The following is a 20,100-nucleotide window of genomic DNA, read 5'->3' on the forward strand; positions in this document are numbered from 1 at the left end:
CGATGCTCGCCAAGCGGGCCAGGACGGCCCTGTACATATCCCTCGGCCTGGCCGCACTCATTTGGGCGTGCTATTTCGTTGCCCTGCTCATAGGCCCGTCATCCCTGCGGGAGTTCGGAGTTCTGCCCCGGCGGCTCGAAGGGCTGGACGGGATCCTGTTTGGCCCGCTGCTGCACGCCGGCATCAACCACCTGCTCGGAAACACCCTGCCGCTGGTGGTCTTTTCCTTCCTGACGTTGCTGGAAGGGGTGCGGCGGTATGCCGTGGTGATCGCCTCGTCCTGGCTGGCGTCCGGACTCGGTGTCTGGCTCTTCGGCGGCGGGCTGACCGTGGGGATATCAGGGGTTGTCTTCGGATTGTTTGCGTACCTGATGGTCCGCGGAATCTACAACCGGGACATCCTGCAGCTGCTGCTGGCCGGAGTGCTTTTCCTCATCTACGGGTCACTGCTGTGGGGCGTACTGCCGGTGAACATCGGCGTGTCCTGGCAGGCGCACCTCTTCGGTGCCGCCGGCGGTGTGCTGGCCGCGGTGCTGCTGAGCCGCAACCGGCAGAACAGGCGCACAAGCAAAAGCGGGCCCTCCCGTTGGGAAGACCCGCTCTAGCGCACAAAATCAGGCAGTGCGGAAAACTAGCCGGCGTAAGGCTTGGCCGAGATGATCTCCACCGAGATCTCCTTGCCGTTCGGTGCCTTGTAAGTGACGCTGTCTCCTGCCTTCATGCCCTGGATTGCGGCGCCCAGAGGAGACTTTTCGCTGTACACGTCGATGTCCGAGTCGCCGGCGATTTCACGGCTTCCCAGCAGGAAGGTCTCCACGTCGCCGGCAACCTTGGCTTCCACCAGCATGCCGGGTTCAACGACGCCGTCATCTGCCGGAGCTTCGCCCACGTGGGCGGTTTCCAGGAGCTGCGTCAGCTGGCGGATGCGGGCCTCAGCCTTGCCCTGCTCTTCCTTAGCTGCGTGGTACCCGCCGTTTTCCTTCAAATCGCCCTCGGAACGTGCCTGCTCAATGCGGGCAACGATTTCCGTGCGGCCGGGGCCGGACAGGTGATCCAATTCCGCCTTCAGGCGGTCATAAGACTCCTGAGTGAGCCAAGCGGCAGGTGCGCTGTTGGTAGACACGGGTCTCTCCTTTTAAGTGACGACCAAACCACTGAATCTGGTTCGGCAGGCTGAAATTGCTTCGGGGCCGGAACGGCCTGACAAGCAAAGACCCCGCCGGGCGGTGACCGTTCACTGGGATGATCACCTGGCGGGGCATAACGTAGGCTCCATACTAGTCAGCCAAAGCGAATTACCCAAGAACCCGCCGGATTTGACGGAACGGGCCAATCCTGCACCCCGGCCGCGCCGCTGAACCGGAAGAACACGCCCGTGAAGTTAAGCCTAGAGCGTGTTTTCAGCGCTAGTCGTCAAGGAGCCAGCAGGCGTTCACTCCGCCGGTAACGCCCAGGGAATCGGTACGGATGTCCAGCCGGTGCCCGGTGGTTGCTTCCTCAGACGGGCCGATGGTGACCTGCTTCCACCCCACCACGGCGTAGCTCGAGCTGAGGACCTGAACGGCGCAGGACGCGCTGTCTTCAGGATCTTTGGTGACTTGGAAGTCCACGCTGGCATGTGTGGCATCGGCAATGCTGAAGCCCACATCCTTGAAACTCACTTCGCCGCGCGGGGAAGGCATCGCCATGAGAGCGGCCGCTCCGCAGGCCAGCAGGACGGCAGCGCTGCCGGCAATGGTCTTGGCCCGCCGGGACCAGCCCGGCTTGGGTGCGCCGTAACGATTGGCTAATCTTGATGCGGACGGAAAATCATCCGGGGTCTGCTCGGGGGCGGGCTGCTTAACAGGACCTTCCTCAGTGCTCACTGCTTCATTTTATCCGAGTTTGCCCGTCCGATTTTCGCCAACCTTCTCAGGAGCTGCTTCGTGCCGACCGCCCCGCTTGATAATTCCAGCCGCCAGGAACCGCTGCGGCTGCTGGCCGTGCATGCTCATCCCGACGACGAAGCCAGCAAAGGCGCGGCCATGATGGCTTTCTACGCCGCCCGGGGCGTGGACGTTATGGTCGCCACCTGCACCGGCGGTGAGCGCGGCAGTGTGCTGAATCCCGCACTCGAGGACAACGCTGCAGCGAAGCGGGACCTGGCCGGTCTTCGCCGAACCGAAATGGCCAATGCGCAGCGTGAGCTGAACGTGCAGCACCGCTGGCTGGGATTCATGGACTCCGGCCTTCCGGAAGGGGATCCGCTGCCTGACCTGCCCTTTGGATGCTTCGCGCTGGAGCCGCTCGAGCGGGCCGCGGCACCCCTGGTCAAGCTGGTGCGGGAGTTCCGCCCGCACGTCATCATCAGCTACGACGAGAACGGCGGCTACCCGCACCCGGACCACATCATGGCGCACAAGGTGGCCGTGGAGGCCTTCAACGCTGCCGGGGATCCGAAGCGGTACCCGGGCACGGGCTCGCCCTGGGAGCCGCTGAAGCTGTACTACGACCGCGCCTTCAATCCGGAGCGGTTCACCGCTCTGCATAATGCCCTCGTGGAAGCAGGCGTGGACTCTCCCTACGCCGAGCGCATTGCCGCCTGGCAGGAAGCCGACGCCGAGGGCCACCGGCTGCCGGCCCCAACCCACCCGACCACCACGCAGATCCCGTGCGGAGACTATTTTGAAACCCGGGACCGGGCACTTAAGAGCCACCGCACCCAGGTGGACCCCAACGGATTCTTCTTCGCCGTTGACGCCGAAACCCAGCGCAAGATCTGGCCCTGGGAAGATTATTCGCTGATCATGTCCAGAGTGGACACCAAACTTCCTGAAACGGATCTGTTCGCTGGCCTACGATAGAGGGCAGGGACGGCGCACAGCCGTCCGCTGCCAAGAGAGAGAATCACCGTGAACTTCCTGTACAGCCTGCCCCTGACCGTTCCCCCCGGCCCCGAGGACGGCGAGCTGAAAACCGGACTGAGCATTGCCGATGTTACCCCCGGCCTGCTCGGCTTCCTGGCGACCCTCTTCCTGGTGCTGGCAGTGGTGTTCCTCATCCGTGACATGGTGAAGCGCATCCGCCGGGTCCGCTACCGCGAGCAGGCCCTTACCGGTGTTGGCACCGACGTTTTCATTCCCAGCACCGAAGATGTGAAGGCTGCCGAGGCCGGCAAGGCCGCCGAATCCGGCGGAGTGTCCGCTTCAACCACCGCAGCCGACGGGTCAGACACCACCCCGGGTTACTACAAGCGCGGCTAGGAGCAACCCATGGCCGGCAGACTGCAGGGAGAGGCTTCGGCCTATTTGCGCCAGCATGCCGGCAACCCCGTGGATTGGTGGCCGTTCGGGGACGAAGCCTTTTCCGAGGCACGGCGCCGGAACGTGCCTGTCTTCATCTCGGTGGGGTACGCCGCCTGCCACTGGTGCCATGTGATGGCACATGAATCCTTCGAGGATCCCGTTACCGCCGCCTACCTGAATGAGAACTTCGTTTCCATCAAGGTGGACCGCGAGGAGCGCCCCGATGTGGACGCCGTCTACATGGCAGCCACCCAGGCCATGACCGGCCAGGGCGGATGGCCCATGAGCGTCTTCACCCTTCCCGACGGCCGGACCTTTTATGCCGGAACCTACTTCCCGCCCCGGCCCGTCCAGGGAATGCCGTCCTTCCGGGACGTCCTGGAAGCCGTAGCCTCCGCGTGGAAGGACCGTCCCGGCGAGGTCCGGGAAAGCGCTGCCCAGCTGGCGGCACACCTGGCCTCGGCCCAGCAGGGGAACCGGCGGCTGCTCGGCCCGGTCCTGGATACCGGCCTGGACACGGATCTGGACCCAGGAGACGCTGCAGCGGACGCGACGGCGGCGCAGCACGTTCTGTCCGCCGCCGTAGAGACGCTGGCAGGTCTTGAGGACCGGCAGTTCGGCGGCTTTGGCGGAGCGCCCAAATTTCCGCCCTCCACCGTTTTGCGCTTCCTGCTGGCTCACGCCGCTGCCGGAGGCTCCACGGCAGCCGAAGCCGGTGCACTCGCGGACCGGACTCTGGGAGCGATGGCCCGGAGCGCACTGTATGACCAGCTGGAGGGCGGATTCGCCCGCTACACGGTGGATCGCCGCTGGGCGGTGCCGCACTTCGAAAAAATGCTCTACGACAATGTGCAGCTTCTTTCGCTGTATGCGCAGTGGGCCCGGACAGCCCTCGGTGCCGGGGACCGCCGGCTGGCACTGCGGGTGACACGCGAAACTGCTGACTGGATGATCCGCCGGCTGCGTGTGGAGGAAGGCGGCTTTGCTTCCTCCCTGGACGCGGACACCCTTATCCAGGGACACCGTGTAGAGGGCGGCACCTACGTATGGACGCCGGAGCAGATGAGGGAGGTCCTGGATCCGGAGCATGCGGACGCCGTGTTGGGCCTGCTGGACCTGGAATCCGGGAACATGGCAGCCCATGGCGGCACCGGCAGCACCCTGCATTTCGGCCGGGTGCTGAGCGCTGCCGACGAGGAGCTGTGGCTTCGGCACCGGCCGTCCCTGGCGGCCGCGCGGAACCTCCGTCCGCAGCCGGAACGCGATGACAAAGTGGTGGCCGGGTGGAACGGGCTGGCCGTTGCAGCGCTGGCCTCCGCCGCCGTCGTCCTTTCTGATGCAGGGGAGGCCGGGGAAGCCGGGCGTATCCTCCGTGCCGCCGGGGACGCTGCGTCCTACCTGCTGCGCGTGCACCGAACCGGCCCCACGCTGCGGAGGGTCTCCCACGACGGGCGCGCACAGGGCATTGAGGGGCTGCTGGAGGACTACGCCGGAGTGGCCGAGGGGCTGTTCACGCTCTACGCCGCCACCGGTGATGAGCACTGGTACACCGAGGCGGAGTCCCTGGTGCTGGCCGCGGAAAACCGTTTCCTCACGGCGGGCGGGCTGCAGGACACCGCGGTCCGGCCCAACGAGCTGGTCAATGCCCAGGGAACGCAGGCCGCCGCCGATCCGCTGGACGGACCCACGCCCAGCGGTGCTGCGCTCTTCGCGGGGGTCCTGCTCACGTACTCCGCGTATTCGGGATCGCTGCGTCACCGGGCGCTCGCGCAGTCGCTCCTGAAGCACGTTGAAGTGGTGGGTGCCCAGGCGCCGCAGGCAGCCGGCTGGGCCATGTCGGTGCTGCAGTTCCTGCTGGACGGTCCCCGGGAACTGGCGGTCGCCGGTACGGATGCTGCGGCCGTTGCGGAACTGCTGCGGGCAGCGCGCGACGCCGGCGGGCAGGGTCTGGTGATCGCCTCACGGATTGCGGCGCCCGGGTCTGCGGGTGCTGTGTTTGAAACCCGGGTGCCGCTGCTTGAGGGACGGGACCCGGGCGGCGCGCCTGCGGTGGCTTACCTGTGCCGGGGGATGGTCTGCCGCCGGCCGGTCAGCTCAGCCGCCGAACTGCAGGCACTGATCACGGGGGAATAACCGGGGACTAGGCGGATCAGCCCGAAGCGCCGACTGAGAGCACTGCCATCAGAATGGCGGCGTAGTGGCACGCGAACCCCACCAGTGTGAAGGCATGGAAAATTTCGTGGAAACCGAACCAGTCCAGTGAGGGGTTGGGTTTCTTCAGGGCGTAAATGACGGCGCCGGCAATGTACATGGCCCCGCCCACCAGCACCAGTACGGCTGCTGCGGGATTGATCCTGAAGAAATCCGGAATGTAGATCAGTGCCGCCAGACCCAGGACAATGTAGGCCGGGGTGTAAACCCAGCGCGGCGCGTGCAGCCAGAGCAGCCGGAACAATACCCCCGCCAAAGCTCCGCACCAGATGAACCACAGCAGGACCTTGGCCTTTTCCGGCGGGAGCAGGGACCAGGCAAGGGGCGTGTAGGACCCGGCGATGACCAGCATGATGTTGGTGTGGTCCAGCCGCTTGAGAATGATTTTGACCCTGGGCGACCAGTTGCCGCGGTGGTACACGGCGGAAACGCCAAACAGCAGCACCCCGGTCAGCGCGTACACCGCGGAGGCGATCCGGGTTCCGTTGGTGGGTGCCAGGCAGATCAGGATGATGCCGGCGGCCAGGACAAATGGTGTGGCTCCGGCATGAAGCCAGCCCCGGAGCTTTGGTTTGATCTCCAAGATGTCCGCGGCTCGTTCCACGGCGGATTCAACCGGACCGGGAGCCTTTCGCGAGCTGGGATTGTGCTCCGGCGGAGCGGACGACGATGAAGATGTCATGGAGAAAATCCTAGCCTACGATCCGGTAGGTTACGGGTTGGCGGGAGGTTCATCGGGCACCTCCCGGGAGGAGCGCGGACCGCTCGCCGGACCGGTGGGAGCGGGGAATCTGCCGGTCCGGACGAGCCGCCGAAACTGTTCGCGGTTTTTTAGGAATACACTTTTTAGTGCGCCTCCCACATCCGCGGAGACGTTTTTCTTCCCGCAGGACAGGACAGGCAGGTGCAGCTCCGCATGAGGTTCCCGGGCGTTGTGTATGCCTTCTATGAACGCAAGCTGCGCCGAAGTCTCAGCCCGGACCGCATTCCCGAGCATATTGGCGTCATGGTGGACGGCAACCGGCGCTGGGCGAAACTGGCAGGTGCCCCCACGGCGGACGGCCATCAGGCCGGCGCGGACAAGATCCTGGAGTTCCTGGGCTGGTGCCAGGAACTCGGTGTGCGCCGGGTGACGCTGTATATGCTCTCCACCGATAACCTGAACCGGAACCCGGATGAACTCGATCCGCTCCTGGACATCATTGGCAACACCCTGGACCGGCTGGGGGAGAAGGGCGACCTGCGGGTCAACGCCGTCGGAGCCCTGGACATTCTGCCCGCCAACCTCGCCGAAAAGCTCAACGCACTGGGCGCCAGCACGAGCGGTGCCGACGGGCTGCACGTCAATGTCGCTATTGGTTACGGCGGCCGCCGGGAGATTGTGGACGCGGTCAAAGAACTGCTGCATGACGCCGCCGCCCACGGTAAGTCGATCGAGGAGATCACCGGGGAACTGTGCGATACGCAGATTTCGGAGTATCTCTACACACGCGGCCAGCCGGACCCGGAACTGGTCATCCGCACCTCGGGCGAGCAGCGGCTCTCCGGGTTCCTGATGTGGCAAAGCGCGTACAGCGAGTTCTATTTTTGTGAAGCACTGTGGCCGGACTTCCGCCGGGTGGATTTCCTGCGTGCCCTGCGTGACTACGCCAACCGGCAGCGCCGCTTCGGTTCTTAAGGACCCTTTCCCGGTTGCGGACCTCCGGACCGCCGCCGTGTGAACGGCAGATTAACTCCGGGCAGGCAGATAAAAACCGGGCCGTGTCCTGCTGCGGCCCGGGGCACCTGCGGCGTACCTTGGTGCTATTGATCAGCGACCCGCTGATGGAACCGGAGGCCGGATGCTCAGCAGAGTGTTGCAGAAAGGCCCCAGCCCGGCCTTTCCCGGTCTGCGGACCTCCCCGCCCAGCTATCCGGGGCGCTTGCCCCTGACTGGAGTCTCCGTGGCCCTTTCTTCTTCCCCGCGAACCGCTCCCGACGTCGACCAGGCCGGCTATGTGCTGGACACCTCGGTCCTGCTCTCGGACCCCAGGGCCATCCTGCGTTTCGCCGAACATGAAGTGATTGTTCCGCTGGTCGTCATTACTGAATTGGAGAAAAAGCGCCATGATCCCGAATTGGGCTATTTTGCCCGGGCTGCCCTGCGCCTGTTGGATGACCTGCGGATTGAGCACGGGGGGCTGAGCGAGCCCATCCCGCTGGGCGATTCCGGGGGCACCCTGCGCGTGGAACTGAACCATGTGTCGGTGGATGTCCTTCCGGCAGGCATCCGCGGAACCGACAATGACAGCCGCATCCTCGCCGTGGCCCGGAACCTGGCCGACGAGGGACGCAACATCACAGTCGTCTCCAAGGACCTGCCCATGCGGGTCAAGGCCTCCGCCGTGGGACTGAAAACCGACGAGTACCGCAGCGATCTTGTCCGTGACACGGGCTGGACCGGCGTCGTTGAATTGGATGTTGCCGAAGCCGACGTGGACGGCCTGTATGAACACCGTCCCGTGTTCATTCCGGCAGCGGCCGAACTGCCGGTGAACACCGGGGTGGTGCTGCTCTCCGGCAGGGGCTCCGCACTGGGACGGGTGGGCGCTGATAAGCAGGTGCGGCTGGTCCGTGGGGACCGTGATGTGTTTGGCCTGCACGGCCGTTCGGCGGAGCAGCGGCTGGCGATCGACCTGCTGATGGACTCGGAGGTGGGAATTGTGTCCCTCGGCGGCCGCGCAGGCACCGGCAAGTCTGCCTTGGCACTGTGCGCCGGGCTGGAAGCCGTGCTGGAGCGCCGGGAACACCGCAAGGTGGTGGTCTTCCGCCCGCTGTACGCCGTCGGCGGACAGGAGCTGGGCTACCTGCCCGGCACGGAGGCCGACAAAATGGGGCCGTGGGGACAGGCTGTGTTCGACACACTCGAGGCGCTGGTGTCCAAGGAGGTGCTGGAGGAGGTCCTGGACCGGGACATGCTGGAGGTCCTTCCACTGACCCATATCCGGGGCCGGTCCCTGCACGATTCCTTTGTCATCGTGGATGAGGCACAGTCACTGGAAAAGAATGTGCTCCTGACCGTGCTGTCCCGGATCGGCCAGAACTCCCGCGTGGTCCTCACCCACGACGTCGCGCAGCGCGACAACCTGCGGGTGGGGCGCCATGACGGGGTGGCCGCCGTCGTTGAGACGCTGAAGGGCCATCCGCTGTTTGGGCACATCACTCTGACGCGCTCCGAGCGCTCCCCGATTGCCGCGCTGGTGACGGAACTGCTGGAGGAGGGGCAGATCGGCTGACCCGCCGCGGTCTTGTCCACAGGACGGGACCGCCCCGGCCGGAGGCGGCGGTGATGGCGTACCGTGAGCCCATGGTGGGGATTATGGGGGAATACCGGTCCATGGGCGGAGCTGCCTTCTGGGTGCTGTGCGCAGCGGCTGTGTACTTTGTGGTGCTGGCGGTGCGGCTTGCCGCGGTGGATGCAGCCACCCACCGGCTGCCCAACCGGATCGTGCTGCCGGCCTATCCCGTGTCAGCGGTCCTGCTGGGTGCAGCTGCCCTGGCCGCCGGCGAAGCATCCCGCATCCCCGGGATGGTGCTTGCCGGCGCCGTGCTGTGGAGCGCCTACTTCCTGCTGCGGTTCGCCAGTCCCTCCGGGCTGGGCTTCGGGGATGTGAAGCTGGCCGGTGTCCTGGGGCTCTGGCTGGGCTTTTTCAGCTGGGGGCACGTGCTGGCGGGCACCTTCGCCGCCTTCCTCCTGGGCGGGCTGTGGGGGATGTGGCTGATCCTGTCCAAGCGGGGAACGGCGAAAACCTCCATCGCTTTCGGGCCGTTCATGCTGGCCGGCGCCGCGCTCGCCATGGCACTGCCTGGCCTACAGTAGAACAATGCCTACGCCAGATTTTGTCCTGTCCCTGCGCGAAAAAATCGGCCACGAACTCCTGTGGCTGCCCGGGATCACCGGTGTTGTCCTGAACGAGGACCGCCAGGTGCTGCTGGTCCGCCGGACCGACAACGGCCGCTGGACCCTGGTCACCGGAATGCTGGAGCCGGGGGAGGAACCTGCGGCCGGCACCCTCCGGGAAGTCCACGAGGAAACAGGCGTCACAGCGGAAATCGAGCACCTCATCCACGTTGGCTCGCACGGTCCCATTACGTTTCCCAACGGAGATCAGTGCACCTTCCTGAACGTGGGGTTCCGCTGCCGCTATGTGAGCGGCCAGGCAAGGGTGAATGATGACGAATCCACCGACGTCGGCTGGTTTGACCTGGATAACCTGCCCGAGCTCAGTGAGCGGCACCTGATGCTGCTGGACCTGGCGTTGGAGGCCGACGGCGTCCCCGCGTTTGAGCGCTGAGCGCCGCTTCGACAGGTCAAGACGGGGGCTTAGACGCCGTCGGTGCCGGGATTTTCATACCCACTCTGGGATTCCGCGACCGTTTTGGGAATGCGCTGCCGGTGCGCCGCGGCAGCACATTCCCAAACCGGTTGCTTTAGCCCAAACCGGCCGCTTTTGCCCGGGGCAGCCTCCGGCCCTGAAACGGCCGAATGCGGCACTAGTCCGCGTCAGGGCGACCGGAGCCTGGGGTGGAGCCGGAAGTGGAGGCGGCGCCGGAATCGGACGGGAGCCCTGAACCGGTGTCAGTAGCAGCGGATGCCTTCCCGGTTCCGGGCTTTCCGCCCTGCAGGGCGGCCAATCGCTCGGCTTCGAGGCGGTCTGCGTCGGCCCCGCCCACGGCTTCACCGCGGGCCACCATGCCGGCCACGTCGGAGAGCGGAATCTGCTTCAGGAACAGTGCCAGGACCAGGGCGATCACCAGGAACGGAATGAGGTACCAGAACACCGGTGCCAGAGAATCGGCGTAGGCGGTGACAATGCCCTCGCGCAGCGGTTCGGGCAGTGTCTCGAGCACCGCAGGCTGCAGGGTGGCTGTGGCTTCTCCTGCCGCACTTGGGTCCAGTCCGGCAGCGGTGAAGACCTCATGCAGGTTCTCCGCCAGCCGGGAGGTGAACATGGCGCCGAAGATTGCCACACCCAGTGAGGCGCCGACCTCGCGGAAGTAGTTGTTGCTGGAGGTTGCCGTACCGATCTGGTCCACGGGCACGGAGTTCTGCACCACCAGGACCACCACCTGCATGATGTAGCCCAGGCCGGCACCAAAAACGAACAGCTGTGCACAAATGACCCAGACCGGGGTGTCTGCGGACAACGAGGTCATCCACAGCATTGCAGCGATCACGAGCGCGGCGCCCATGATGGGGTACTTCTTGTATGTGCCGGTCTTGGTGATGGCCAGCCCCGAGTAGATGGAGGTGCCCATCAGGCCCACCATCATGGGAAGCATCAGCAGGCCGGATACTGCGGCGGAGGTACCGGTGGACATTTGCAGGAACGTCGGCACGAAGGCCAGGGCGGCAAACATGCCCATGCCCAGGGTGAAACCAATGGCAGTGGCGTTCACGAAGATCGGGTTCTTGAACAGGCTCAGCGGAATGATCGGATCCTCGACCCGGCGCTCAATCATCACGAAGATGAATGCAGCGGCCAGCATGCCGGCGCCGAAGGCGACGGTCAGCGGATCCGTCCAGCCGTGATCGTCGCGGCCGCCGAAATCAGTGAAGAAGATCAGGCACGTGGTGGCGATGGACAGGAACACGACGCCGCCGATGTCGATGCGCTTGGTGGCCTTTTTGTTCGGCAGGGTGAGGGTGAAGAAGGCAACCAGGAAGGCGATGATGCCAATGGGGATGTTGATGTAGAACGCCCATTCCCAGGTCATGTGGTCCACGAAGAACCCGCCGAGCAGGGGACCGGCGACGGCGGAGAGGCCAAAGATGCCGCCGAGCGGGCCGAGGTACTTGCCGCGCTCGTTGGCCGGCACAATGTCCGCGATGATGGCCTGGGACAGGATCATCAAACCGCCGCCGCCCAGGCCCTGGATGGCGCGGAAGATCACGAAGCCCCAGAAATCAGTGGCAAAGGCACAGCCGACGGACGCCAGCGTAAACAGGGCAATGGCGAAAAGGAAGAGATTGCGCCGCCCCAGCACGTCACCGAATTTGCCGTAGATCGGCATCACGATGGTGGTCGCCAGCAGATAGGCGGTGGTGATCCAGGTCTGGTGCTCGACGCCGCCCAGCTCACCCACGATGGTGGGCATGGCGGTGGACACGATGGTCTGGTCGAGGCTGGAAAGCAGCATGCCTGCGATCAGGGCGGAGAAAATGATCCAGATGCGTTTCTGGGTCAACAGCAGCGGCGCGGAGCCCTGCGTGTCGGTGGCGGTCATGAAGGGTCCTTGGAAGAGGGATCGGTCAGGGGAGTGGAAGAGGCAACCACTTCGTGCACGGCGTTGACGGCCTCGGTGAGGATGGAACGGTAGGGGCGGGTGTTTCCGGGATCGAAAAACGCCGCTCCGGCGCGCTGCGTCAAAGCGGTGAAAACCGCCAGGGCGGCTTGGATCCTCGGGTCGGCGACTGCCAGGCCTTCACGTGCGGAGAGGATGACCGCGAAGGCGGCCTCGGCTTCCCGGGATCCGTACAGGACTCGTTCCAGGAGCCGCGGCTCGGCGGCGACGGCCAGCTTGAGCGAGGCCATCTGGTCCCGGGACATAACCATCCGGTCCATCACCGCCGCGGCAAAGTCCACGAAGTCGGCCAGCAGCGAGGAAGATACCGCTCCCGGATTGGAACCGGCTCCCCGGGCAATAAACTCCTCGGCCAGGTCAGCGGGAATCTCGTCTGCCGGTGAGCCGAGGACGGCATCTTCCTTGGCCGGGAAGTAATTGAAGAACGTACGCCGGGAAATGCCGACTTCCTCGCAGAGTTCCTCCACCGTGTACCCCGAAAAGCCGCGCTCTGCCGTCAGGATGCGGGCCGCGGTAATGATGGCGAGCTTGGTCGCGATGCGTTTGCGTTCGCGGAGGCCGCCGCCGTCGGGGGATGCACCAGTCAATGCACTATCAGTCACAAAGTAAAGTTTTGCACCCTATGGCGCAGAGTGCAATTCAAAAGCAGGGCCTCACAAAATGGATGACGCCGGTACACAGCAGGGCACCCGGCCAACCGGCCGGATGCCCTGCTGTCGCCGTCGGCCGCTTGAGGGCGGCGGACCTGCGGTGTTACTGGGGGAAAGCTGCCGGACTAGGCCTGCGGCGGCTTCGTCATGGAGAGGACGTCAAGGGCGGCGTCAAGCTGTTCCTCGGTGACCTCGCCGCGCTCGACGAAACCGAGTTCGACAACGGACTGGCGGATGGTCTTGCCTTCCTTGACCGCGAACTTGGCGATCTTGGCAGCGTTCTCGTAGCCGATGTACTTGTTCAGCGGCGTCACGATGGACGGGGACGCCTCGGCCAGGTAGCGGGCGCGCTCCACGTTGGCTTCGATGCCGTCGATCATCTTGTCCGCCATGATGACAGAGGAGTTGGCCAGCAGGCGGATGGATTCCAGCAGGTTCGAGGCGATGACGGGGATGCCGACGTTGAGCTCGAAGTAGCCGAAGGTGCCTGCCCAGGCGATGGCGGCGTCGTTGCCCACCACCTGTGCGGCCACCTGCATGACGGCCTCGGAAATGACGGGGTTGACCTTGCCCGGCATGATCGAGGAGCCCGGCTGCAGGTCGGGGATGGCGATTTCGCCCAGGCCGGTGTTGGGGCCGGAGCCCATCCAGCGCAGGTCGTTGGCGATCTTGGAGAAGGACACTGCGATGGTGCGCAGCATGCCGGAGACCTCCACGAGGGCGTCGCGGTTGGCCTGGGACTCAAAGTGGTCCCGGGCTTCGGTCAGCGGCAGGCCGGTGTCGGCAGCCAGCAGTTCGATCACGCGCTGCGGGAAACCGGCCGGGGTGTTGATGCCGGTGCCGACGGCGGTGCCGCCCAGCGGAACTTCGGCAACGCGGGGGAGGGAGGCCTGAACGCGCTCGATGCCGTAGCGGACCTGGGCGGCGTAACCGCCGAATTCCTGGCCCAGGGTCACCGGGGTGGCGTCCATGAGGTGGGTGCGGCCGGACTTGACGACGTCCTTGAACTCTTCAGCCTTGCGCTCCAGGGAAGCGGCCAGGTGTTCCAGGGCCGGGATCAGGTTGTTGATCAGGGCCGAGGTGGCGGCCACGTGTACGGAGGTGGGGAAGACGTCGTTGGAGGACTGCGAGGCGTTGACGTGGTCGTTCGGGTGAACCGTGGTCTCGCTGCCGGCGGCCTTGAGCGCGCGGCTGGCGAGTTCGGCGAGGACCTCGTTGGTGTTCATGTTCGAGGACGTGCCGGAACCGGTCTGGAACACGTCGATCGGGAACTGGGCATAGTGCTGGCCTGCGGCAACCTCATCGGCAGCAGCGGCAATTGCCTTGGCGCGCTCGTCGTCGAGCACTCCCAGTTCGGCGTTGGCGGTGGCGGCCGCCTTCTTGATGCGGGCCAGTGCCTCGATGTGTGCGTCGTCCAGCGGCTTGCCCGAGATGGGGAAGTTCTCGACGGCGCGCTGGGTCTGTGCGCGGTACAGGGCGTTGACCGGGACCCGGACCTCGCCCATGGTGTCATGTTCGATGCGGTATTCAGGAGTGTCAGAAGTCATGGTCCCAAGCCTAGTATCCGAGGGCACCGGGGCAGAAACGCGCGGTCGTCCGGTGACGCCGCTCATGTTCCGTCCCCGGCGCCACGGTCGGGGGTTGCTCGGGTCAGGAAGCGGGGGAACGCACGACGGCGGGGTGGGTGAGGGCGCCGTACCCGGAGACCAGGTCTGCTGCGCCTTCGGCCAGCCGGTAGGAGACACCGATGACTGCGGTCCGGCCTTCCTCGACGGCTGCGGAAATGATGGAGGAACTTTCGACCAGACGGGCGGCGGTCTGCTTGGTGTGCTCCACCACCATGTCGTTGACCTCGGTGAGTCCGTTGCGCTGGGCAGCGAGGACGGAGGGTGTGATCCGTTCCACGAGGTTGCGCAGGTGCCCGCCGGGCATCTCGCCCGTGTCCACCGTGCGCTTGGCTTCGGTCACCGCGCCGCAGCTGTCATGGCCCAGCACCAGAATGAGCGGCACGCCGAGCTTGGCGACGCTGTACTCCAGGGAGCCGAGGACGGCGTCGTCGATCACCTGACCGGCGGTGCGGATCACGAAGGCGTCGCCGAGGCCAAGGTCGAAGATGATCTCGGCGGCGAGTCGGGAGTCGGAACAGCCGAAGATGACGGCAAAGGGGTTTTGTTCGTGGACGAGGGAGCTGCGCCTGCTGGCGTCCTGGTTCGGATGTGAGGACTGACCGGCGACAAAGCGGGCATTGCCTTCCCGCAGCGTCTGCCAGGCCTGGGCGGGTGTTATTGCTGAAGCGGTGGGTTCATTCACAGGTCTTAGCGTAACCCCGGCACCGCACCGGGCAGTTAATCGTTACTAAGGTCGCTGACTACCGCTTCTGCGAGGACATCAAACTCGGCAAGATCTGCTTCGCCCGTGAGGACCACGGTCAAGCCGTTCAACTCCAGCACCATGCTGGCCTTGCCGTCCGCTGAGTCCCGCAGCTCCCAGGTCTGTCCGCCGGCAGTGCGCTCTCCGGCAACCTTCGCATCGCCGGAGGTCTGGGCAATCCAGGTGGGGTTGCCGGCACCGGTCTCGGAAAGGCGGATAAATTCCATGCCCGGGGTGACGTAACCCACTTCCCAAACGGGAACGCCGGCACTGCCGGTCGCTTCCCAGCGGGCGTAATTGGCGCTCCAGCCCTCGGGCAGATCCGGCGCAAGGGGGGCGTACCCGGCATCTCCGGCCGCCTGCGACGCGGTTGCCTTCACGTCGACACTGCGGACCTGCATCTTGGGGGCGGGGTTCAGCAGCACCGGAATCAGGACCAGCAGCACCGTAATGCCGGTCGCGATCAACATGCCGATCACCGTGGCATTGGCACGCTTGGCCTGCTTCTGGGTCAGTACCGGGGTTACGGGCGTCTCTTGGTCCTGCTGCTGCTCACTCACCTTTCCATGATCGCTTATCCGGGCCTGCAACTCCTAGTCGGGCCGGTCAACGCAACAGGCCAAATGTGGCGCGGTTGGCGGTGGTGCAGGCCACACCGACTATGATCGGAGCAAGGATCATCCGTTTTTGGTTAATCGCCAAGCGGTTCGCATCGAAATTTCGAAGATGAGGTTAGACGTGTCCAAAGGCGCTCAGTACTCCACACTTTCCCCCGCCCTGGCAGTAGGCGACGACGAGCCGGACCGGAACCTGGCCCTGGAACTGGTCCGGGTCACCGAGGCAGCCGCCATCGCCGGCGGCCACTGGGTGGGCTTCGGCGACAAGAACGCGGCGGACGGCGCTGCCGTCGACGCCATGCGTTCCCTGATTTCCACCGTGCACTTCAACGGTGTTGTGGTGATTGGTGAAGGCGAAAAAGACGAAGCCCCCATGCTGTACAACGGCGAACACGTGGGTGACGGCACCGGCGCCCTGTGCGATGTCGCCGTGGACCCGATCGACGGTACCCGCCTGACGGCGCTGGGCCTCAACAACGCCGTGGCCGTGCTGGCCGTGGCCGAGCGCGGCACCATGTTTGACCCCTCCGCCGTGTTCTACATGGAAAAACTGATCACCGGCCCCGAAGCCGCCGACATGGTGGACCTGCGCCTGCCGGTCAAGCAGAACCTGCACCTGATCGCCAAGGCCAAGGGCAAGAAGATCAACCAGTTGAACGTGATGATCCTGGACCGGGACCGGCACAAGCCCCTGGTGCAGGAAATCCGCGACGCCGGTGCCCGCACCCGGATGCTGATGGACGGCGACGTTGCCGGCGGCATCGCAGCGGCCCGTGAGGGCACCGACGTCGATGCCCTGATGGGTATCGGCGGCACCCCCGAAGGCATCATCACGGCCTGCGCCATCAAGACCCTCGGCGGCGTCATCCAGGGCCGGCTGTGGCCCACCTCGGATGAGGAGAAGCAGAAGGCGATCGACGCCGGCCACGACCTGGACCGCGTCATGACCACCAATGACCTGGTCACCAGCGACAACTGCTACTTCGCGGCCACCGGCATCACCGACGGCGATCTGGTCCGCGGCGTGCGCTACAGCAAGGACCGTGTGCTCACGCAGTCCATCGTGATGCGTTCCAAGTCCGGAACCATCCGAGTGGTGGACGGCGAGCACCAGTCACACAAGTGGGAGTCCTACGCCCGCCTGAAGTAGGCAGCAGCCCACCAGCGAGACGAAGCCCCGGAATCTATTCCGGGGCTTTTTGCTGCCCGGCGGGAGGTTACCGGTGTGCGGCGGATACCGCGGCGGCGGCGGGAATCCGGTTGCGGCCAATGACCCGGTACACAATAGCGGCAAGGGCGACGACGGCGGCCGCGGCAATCGCGGCAATGGCTGTTCCGGTGGAGAGCAGTTCGCCGTTGAGGCGGGACACGGCAATCCACGACAGGCCCCAGGACAGCGCAGCTGCAGGGGCCAGCCGTCCGCGGCCGAAGGCTGCCAGGGCCACGCCAATGGCCGCGACGACGGCCAGGATACCGACGGACCAGACTTCCGGGGCGAGACCAAAGCCGTCGAAACCGGCGTCGGTCAGGGCTGCGGCAGTGTTGGCGCAGGTGGCCACCGCCACCCAGCCCAGATACAGGCCCAGGGTTCCGTCCACGGCAATGGCCTCAATCCAGTTGGCCGCCGGCGTCCGGGAGTAGCGGGCGAAGCAGACCGCGAGGACCGCGAGCAGGGCCACGATGACCAGCACGCTCACGGCCACCCAGCCGGCCTGGACCGTCAGGATCCACGCGGCGTTCAGGACCAGCGAAGCGGCGACCAGCCAGCCCAGGGAACGCTGGCGTTCGGAGGACCGCTGGGACGGCAGCCACTGCCAGATTGTGTACACGCCCAGGCCGGTGTAAATCACGGACCAAATGGAGAAGGCACCGCTGGCCGGGGCCAGATAGGTGGCGTCAGCGTTCAGTGCGCCGCCGGCCGCCTCGGCGATGGGCGTGCCGCCAAACACGCCCACGCCGATGACGGAACCGACTATGCAGATGACGTAGCAGACCGTGACCGTTAGCTGCCGGGCAAGATCATTTCCTCGCGAGGCCGGGGAACGGGTGCCTGGGGTTGAAGTAGTCATAGTCGAGCGTAACAAGTGGCCGGGACCACAGGGGAGGCGCGCCGGGAGCTTCGGCAACCCCCGGTAGGCTGGAAAGCATGACACTGCGCGTTACACCCTGTTCCGATTCCGCCCGCTGGAACGAAGCCGTCAACAGCTTCAACGGACATCCGCAGCAGTTGTGGGGCTGGGGCAAGACCAAGGCTGAACACAACTGGAGCGTGGACCGGCTGCTGATCGAGGACGACGGCGGCAAGGTGGTGGGCGCCGCGCAGGTGCTGCTGCGCCGGCTGCCGTTCCCGTTCAAGGCGCTCGCCTACATCCCGCGCGGCCCGCAGTCAGTTCCCGGCCGTGAGCTCGAGGTCCTCGGTTCGGTCAGCGACTATGTCAAGAAAGCCCACGGTCCGGTGGCGCTGAGCATTGAGCCTGACTGGGACGCCGACGGCGAGATCGCCGCCGGTCTGCCCGGCGCCGGGTTCAAGGCTTCCCCCAATACCATCCTGATTGGCCGCACCCTGATCCTGGATCTTTCCCGGACCGAGGACGAACTGCTTGCGGACATGTCCAAGAAACACCGCCAGTACATCCGCAAGTCCGGGCGCGAGGCGCTGGAGTACCGCCGCGTGACGCGGGACGAGATTTCCAAGTGCCTGGCCGTGTACAAGCAGACGGCCGAGCGCGCCGGGTTCGGCATCCACGAAGACGGCTACTACCTGGACATCTTCGACAACCTGGGCGAGGATTCGCCGGTGTACGCGGCGTTCAGCGGGAACGACGTCGTCGCCTTCCTGTGGCTGTCCACCAGCGATTACACCTCGTTTGAGCTTTACGGCGGTATGACCGAAGAGGGCGAGCATCTGCGCGCCAACTATGCGCTGAAGTGGCACGCTATCCGGGACATGAAGGAACGCGGCATTATCCGCTACGACTTCAACGGACTGCTCAATGACGGCGTGTCCAAGTTCAAGATGGGCTGGGCCAAGCACGAGAACCAGCTGGCCGGGACCTGGGACAAGCCGCTCTCTCCGCTGTACCCGGTCTTCACCACGGCCCTGCCGCTGGCCAAGAACGGGTTGCGGAAGCTGCGCGGACTGGCCGGAGCAGCCAAGGCCAAGATCCGCCGGTAGGGTTTCCTCGCCCGTCGGGTGTCTAGCATGTGCTCTTTGCGCGGGACGGAGCCGAGCTAGATGTCCAGGCGCGGGGCCGCGGGGTCGGGCAGGTCCGCGTCCGTGGAGCCCACAGTCACGGCGAAGGCGAGGGCGCCGTCGTCATGCTGGGCCGAATGTGCTGACAGCTTGGCGATGACCGGCGCTTCGGCGGCCGGGATGAACGCGCTTTGGCCGGTCTCCAGCACGAGGTCGCCCTTGGGGGAATCCAGGACCACGGTGCCCCGCACCACGATCACCACGGTTGGCCCGTTTTGCAGCACCGACACATCGGAGCCGGACATGGACGCCGCGGGGGAGTATCCCTCGCCAGTGTCCTGTGCCCGTTGTTCCAGTTCGATCCGCTGCAGCATGAACTCCGCGAACGGGGGACGGTAGAGCTCCTGTCCCATCTGGGTGAACACCGGTTTCAGCGCGGGGATGCCCAGAGGCCGGAAATCCACCGTTTTGAGCAGTTCCGGGACGTCCACGTGCTTGGGGGTCAGTCCGCCGCGCAGCACATTGTCCGAGGATGCCATCACCTCAATGCCCAGGCCGCTGAGGTAGGCGTGGACGTTGCCCGCTGGCAGATAGACGGCCTCGCCGGGCTGCAGGGACGCGCGGTTCAGCAGCAGGGACAGCAGCACCCCGGGATCGCCGGGGTAGTAGGCGTTCAGCTCCACGGCTGTGGCCAGTTCCTTCGCATACGGCGCGGGCTCTCCGTCGGCGGCGGCGGCGGAGGCGGCTGCACTGTCACCGGTGCCGGCGGCATCGAGGGCGGCGGCGGCCAAACGGACAGCTTCCCGCACCTCTTCGCCGCCTTCGATCAGGGCACGGAAGACACGCTGCAGACGGTCCGGTGCGGGATGGCCGCTGGAAAGCTCATTTACCGCCCAGGTCAGCAGCTCCGGAACCCCGCTGTTCTGCGTGGAAACTGCGCGGACCACGGTCCGGAAGATCTCCGCCGCCTCATCCGGCTCGCGGAAGCCGCAGAGTGCTTCGAACGGCGTCAGCGCGAAGATCATTTCCGGCTTGTGGTTCTCGTCCTTATAGTTGCGGTCCGAGGCACCGCGGTCCAGACCCGCGGCCTCCTCGGCGGCAAAACCGGCCTGCGCCTGCTCCCGGGTGGGGTGAACCTGCAGGGACAGCGGCGATCCCGCGGCCAGGACCTTGGCAAGGAAGGGCAGGACTCCGCCGAAGGCGGCCGCCGTTTCCCGGCCGAGCATCTGCTGCGGATCCGCCGCGATCAGCTCGTCCAGGGTCTGTGCGTCCGGCACCGGCGGCACCAGGGCCGACGGCGCACCCGGGTGGGCGCCGATCCACAGTTCAGCTTCCGGCTCGCCGGAGGGCTCCCGGCCAAAAAGTTCCGCCATGGCGGTTACCGATCCCCAGGCGTAGGGCCGGAGGGTGTTGTTCAGCAGATACATGGC

At 65.6% G+C, this 20,100-nt stretch carries 20 protein-coding genes; 10 read left to right on the forward strand and 10 right to left on the reverse strand.

The genetic code is table 11. The features are described 5' to 3' along the window. The first annotated feature begins 2 nt into the window (after positions 1 to 2). Positions 3 to 605 (forward strand): rhomboid family intramembrane serine protease, encoded by a 603-nt coding sequence (locus CXQ89_RS13895; protein ID WP_104055174.1) that lies wholly within the window; start codon positions 3 to 5, stop codon positions 603 to 605. A 26-nt stretch (positions 606 to 631) separates the two neighbouring features. Here the strand turns inward: CXQ89_RS13895 and greA are convergent, their stop codons facing one another. Then, positions 632 to 1,123: a transcription elongation factor GreA gene (gene greA, locus CXQ89_RS13900; protein WP_104055175.1), complete on the reverse strand. Its 492-nt coding sequence runs from the start codon at positions 1,121 to 1,123 to the stop codon at positions 632 to 634. Between the two features lie 283 nt (positions 1,124 to 1,406). Further along, the gene (locus tag CXQ89_RS13905; RefSeq protein WP_237688667.1) at positions 1,407 to 1,865 is read right to left on the reverse strand and encodes a DUF4307 domain-containing protein; all 459 of its coding nucleotides are present in this window, start codon (positions 1,863 to 1,865) and stop codon (positions 1,407 to 1,409) included. Between the two features lie 60 nt (positions 1,866 to 1,925). On the opposite strand from CXQ89_RS13905, the gene mca reads away from it, so the two are divergent. Genes mca through CXQ89_RS13920 form a run of 3 tightly spaced genes read left to right on the forward strand, consistent with a single transcriptional unit; the run spans position 1,926 to position 5,417 of the window. Further along, positions 1,926 to 2,843, forward strand: a complete 918-nt coding sequence (gene mca, locus CXQ89_RS13910) for a mycothiol conjugate amidase Mca (RefSeq protein WP_104161674.1) — start codon at positions 1,926 to 1,928, stop codon at positions 2,841 to 2,843. 48 nt (positions 2,844 to 2,891) lie between these two features. Then, positions 2,892 to 3,242, forward strand: coding sequence for a hypothetical protein (locus tag CXQ89_RS13915; RefSeq protein WP_104055177.1), 351 nt, complete (start codon positions 2,892 to 2,894; stop codon positions 3,240 to 3,242). Between the two features lie 9 nt (positions 3,243 to 3,251). Beyond that, the gene (locus tag CXQ89_RS13920) at positions 3,252 to 5,417 is read left to right on the forward strand and encodes a thioredoxin domain-containing protein (protein WP_104161675.1); all 2,166 of its coding nucleotides are present in this window, start codon (positions 3,252 to 3,254) and stop codon (positions 5,415 to 5,417) included. A gap of 16 nt (positions 5,418 to 5,433) precedes the next feature. Here CXQ89_RS13920 and CXQ89_RS13925 read toward each other — a convergent pair whose 3' ends face one another. Beyond that, entirely contained in the window at positions 5,434 to 6,177 is a 744-nt protein-coding gene (locus CXQ89_RS13925; protein ID WP_104161676.1) for a hemolysin III family protein, read from the reverse strand. Between the two features lie 234 nt (positions 6,178 to 6,411). On the opposite strand from CXQ89_RS13925, the gene CXQ89_RS13930 reads away from it, so the two are divergent. From CXQ89_RS13930 to CXQ89_RS13945, 4 genes are all read left to right on the forward strand, one after another. Beyond that, positions 6,412 to 7,173: an isoprenyl transferase gene (locus CXQ89_RS13930; RefSeq protein WP_104055519.1), complete on the forward strand. Its 762-nt coding sequence runs from the start codon at positions 6,412 to 6,414 to the stop codon at positions 7,171 to 7,173. Between the two features lie 163 nt (positions 7,174 to 7,336). Then, on the forward strand, positions 7,337 to 8,770 hold the full coding sequence (locus CXQ89_RS13935; protein ID WP_104161677.1) for a PhoH family protein: 1,434 nt from the start codon (positions 7,337 to 7,339) through the stop codon (positions 8,768 to 8,770). Between the two features lie 71 nt (positions 8,771 to 8,841). Continuing rightward, on the forward strand, positions 8,842 to 9,354 hold the full coding sequence (locus CXQ89_RS13940) for an A24 family peptidase (RefSeq protein WP_104055522.1): 513 nt from the start codon (positions 8,842 to 8,844) through the stop codon (positions 9,352 to 9,354). 4 nt (positions 9,355 to 9,358) lie between these two features. Then, complete coding sequence (locus CXQ89_RS13945) at positions 9,359 to 9,829, forward strand: NUDIX domain-containing protein (RefSeq protein ID WP_104161678.1); 471 nt, start codon at positions 9,359 to 9,361, stop codon at positions 9,827 to 9,829. Between the two features lie 199 nt (positions 9,830 to 10,028). Here CXQ89_RS13945 and CXQ89_RS13950 read toward each other — a convergent pair whose 3' ends face one another. The 5 genes from CXQ89_RS13950 to CXQ89_RS13970 form a co-directional block, all read right to left on the reverse strand. After that, positions 10,029 to 11,762 (reverse strand): MDR family MFS transporter, encoded by a 1,734-nt coding sequence (locus CXQ89_RS13950; protein WP_104161679.1) that lies wholly within the window; start codon positions 11,760 to 11,762, stop codon positions 10,029 to 10,031. Further along, the gene (locus CXQ89_RS13955; RefSeq protein WP_104161680.1) at positions 11,759 to 12,442 is read right to left on the reverse strand and encodes a TetR/AcrR family transcriptional regulator; all 684 of its coding nucleotides are present in this window, start codon (positions 12,440 to 12,442) and stop codon (positions 11,759 to 11,761) included. The genes CXQ89_RS13950 and CXQ89_RS13955 overlap by 4 nt, the downstream gene beginning before the upstream one ends. Before the next feature lie 173 nt (positions 12,443 to 12,615). Next, positions 12,616 to 14,037 carry a class II fumarate hydratase gene (locus CXQ89_RS13960; protein WP_104161681.1) on the reverse strand — a complete coding sequence of 474 codons (1,422 nt, stop codon included), beginning with the start codon at positions 14,035 to 14,037 and terminating at the stop codon, positions 12,616 to 12,618. Between the two features lie 103 nt (positions 14,038 to 14,140). Continuing rightward, positions 14,141 to 14,800, reverse strand: a complete 660-nt coding sequence (locus tag CXQ89_RS13965) for a carbonic anhydrase (RefSeq protein WP_104104406.1) — start codon at positions 14,798 to 14,800, stop codon at positions 14,141 to 14,143. Between the two features lie 35 nt (positions 14,801 to 14,835). Further along, positions 14,836 to 15,420 carry a DUF4245 domain-containing protein gene (locus tag CXQ89_RS13970; RefSeq protein WP_258060103.1) on the reverse strand — a complete coding sequence of 195 codons (585 nt, stop codon included), beginning with the start codon at positions 15,418 to 15,420 and terminating at the stop codon, positions 14,836 to 14,838. Between the two features lie 166 nt (positions 15,421 to 15,586). Here CXQ89_RS13970 and glpX point away from each other — a divergent pair, with 166 nt between their 5' ends. Then, positions 15,587 to 16,627, forward strand: coding sequence for a class II fructose-bisphosphatase (gene glpX / locus CXQ89_RS13975; protein ID WP_104055186.1), 1,041 nt, complete (start codon positions 15,587 to 15,589; stop codon positions 16,625 to 16,627). A gap of 67 nt (positions 16,628 to 16,694) precedes the next feature. On the opposite strand, the gene CXQ89_RS13980 is transcribed toward glpX, so the two are convergent. Further along, on the reverse strand, positions 16,695 to 17,546 hold the full coding sequence (locus CXQ89_RS13980) for a TspO/MBR family protein (RefSeq protein ID WP_104161682.1): 852 nt from the start codon (positions 17,544 to 17,546) through the stop codon (positions 16,695 to 16,697). Between the two features lie 77 nt (positions 17,547 to 17,623). On the opposite strand from CXQ89_RS13980, the gene CXQ89_RS13985 reads away from it, so the two are divergent. Next, the gene (locus CXQ89_RS13985; RefSeq protein WP_104161683.1) at positions 17,624 to 18,652 is read left to right on the forward strand and encodes a peptidoglycan bridge formation glycyltransferase FemA/FemB family protein; all 1,029 of its coding nucleotides are present in this window, start codon (positions 17,624 to 17,626) and stop codon (positions 18,650 to 18,652) included. 56 nt (positions 18,653 to 18,708) lie between these two features. On the opposite strand, the gene manA is transcribed toward CXQ89_RS13985, so the two are convergent. Beyond that, positions 18,709 to 20,097 (reverse strand): mannose-6-phosphate isomerase, class I, encoded by a 1,389-nt coding sequence (gene manA, locus CXQ89_RS13990; protein ID WP_104161916.1) that lies wholly within the window; start codon positions 20,095 to 20,097, stop codon positions 18,709 to 18,711. Positions 20,098 to 20,100 lie beyond the last annotated feature (3 nt).

Origin of the sequence: Arthrobacter sp. ZGTC212, from assembly GCF_002929255.1 — a bacterium.
Lineage (GTDB): Bacteria > Actinomycetota > Actinomycetes > Actinomycetales > Micrococcaceae > Arthrobacter_B > Arthrobacter_B sunyaminii.

Bases quoted from the DNA above. Each gene is read 5' to 3' on its own strand.
- manA (WP_104161916.1), bottom strand. From the start codon at position 20,097: ATGTATCTGCTGAACAACACCCTCCGGCCCTACGCCTGGGGATCGGTA.
- glpX (WP_104055186.1), top strand. From the start codon at position 15,587: ATGAGGTTAGACGTGTCCAAAGGCGCTCAGTACTCCACACTTTCCCCC.
- CXQ89_RS13985 (WP_104161683.1), top strand. From the start codon at position 17,624: ATGACACTGCGCGTTACACCCTGTTCCGATTCCGCCCGCTGGAACGAA.
- CXQ89_RS13935 (WP_104161677.1), top strand. From the start codon at position 7,337: ATGCTCAGCAGAGTGTTGCAGAAAGGCCCCAGCCCGGCCTTTCCCGGT.
- CXQ89_RS13980 (WP_104161682.1), bottom strand. From the start codon at position 17,546: ATGACTACTTCAACCCCAGGCACCCGTTCCCCGGCCTCGCGAGGAAAT.
- CXQ89_RS13925 (WP_104161676.1), bottom strand. From the start codon at position 6,177: ATGACATCTTCATCGTCGTCCGCTCCGCCGGAGCACAATCCCAGCTCG.
- CXQ89_RS13960 (WP_104161681.1), bottom strand. From the start codon at position 14,037: ATGACTTCTGACACTCCTGAATACCGCATCGAACATGACACCATGGGC.
- CXQ89_RS13920 (WP_104161675.1), top strand. From the start codon at position 3,252: ATGGCCGGCAGACTGCAGGGAGAGGCTTCGGCCTATTTGCGCCAGCAT.
- CXQ89_RS13945 (WP_104161678.1), top strand. From the start codon at position 9,359: ATGCCTACGCCAGATTTTGTCCTGTCCCTGCGCGAAAAAATCGGCCAC.
- CXQ89_RS13930 (WP_104055519.1), top strand. From the start codon at position 6,412: ATGAGGTTCCCGGGCGTTGTGTATGCCTTCTATGAACGCAAGCTGCGC.
- CXQ89_RS13895 (WP_104055174.1), top strand. From the start codon at position 3: ATGCTCGCCAAGCGGGCCAGGACGGCCCTGTACATATCCCTCGGCCTG.
- CXQ89_RS13940 (WP_104055522.1), top strand. From the start codon at position 8,842: ATGGTGGGGATTATGGGGGAATACCGGTCCATGGGCGGAGCTGCCTTC.
- CXQ89_RS13950 (WP_104161679.1), bottom strand. From the start codon at position 11,762: ATGACCGCCACCGACACGCAGGGCTCCGCGCCGCTGCTGTTGACCCAG.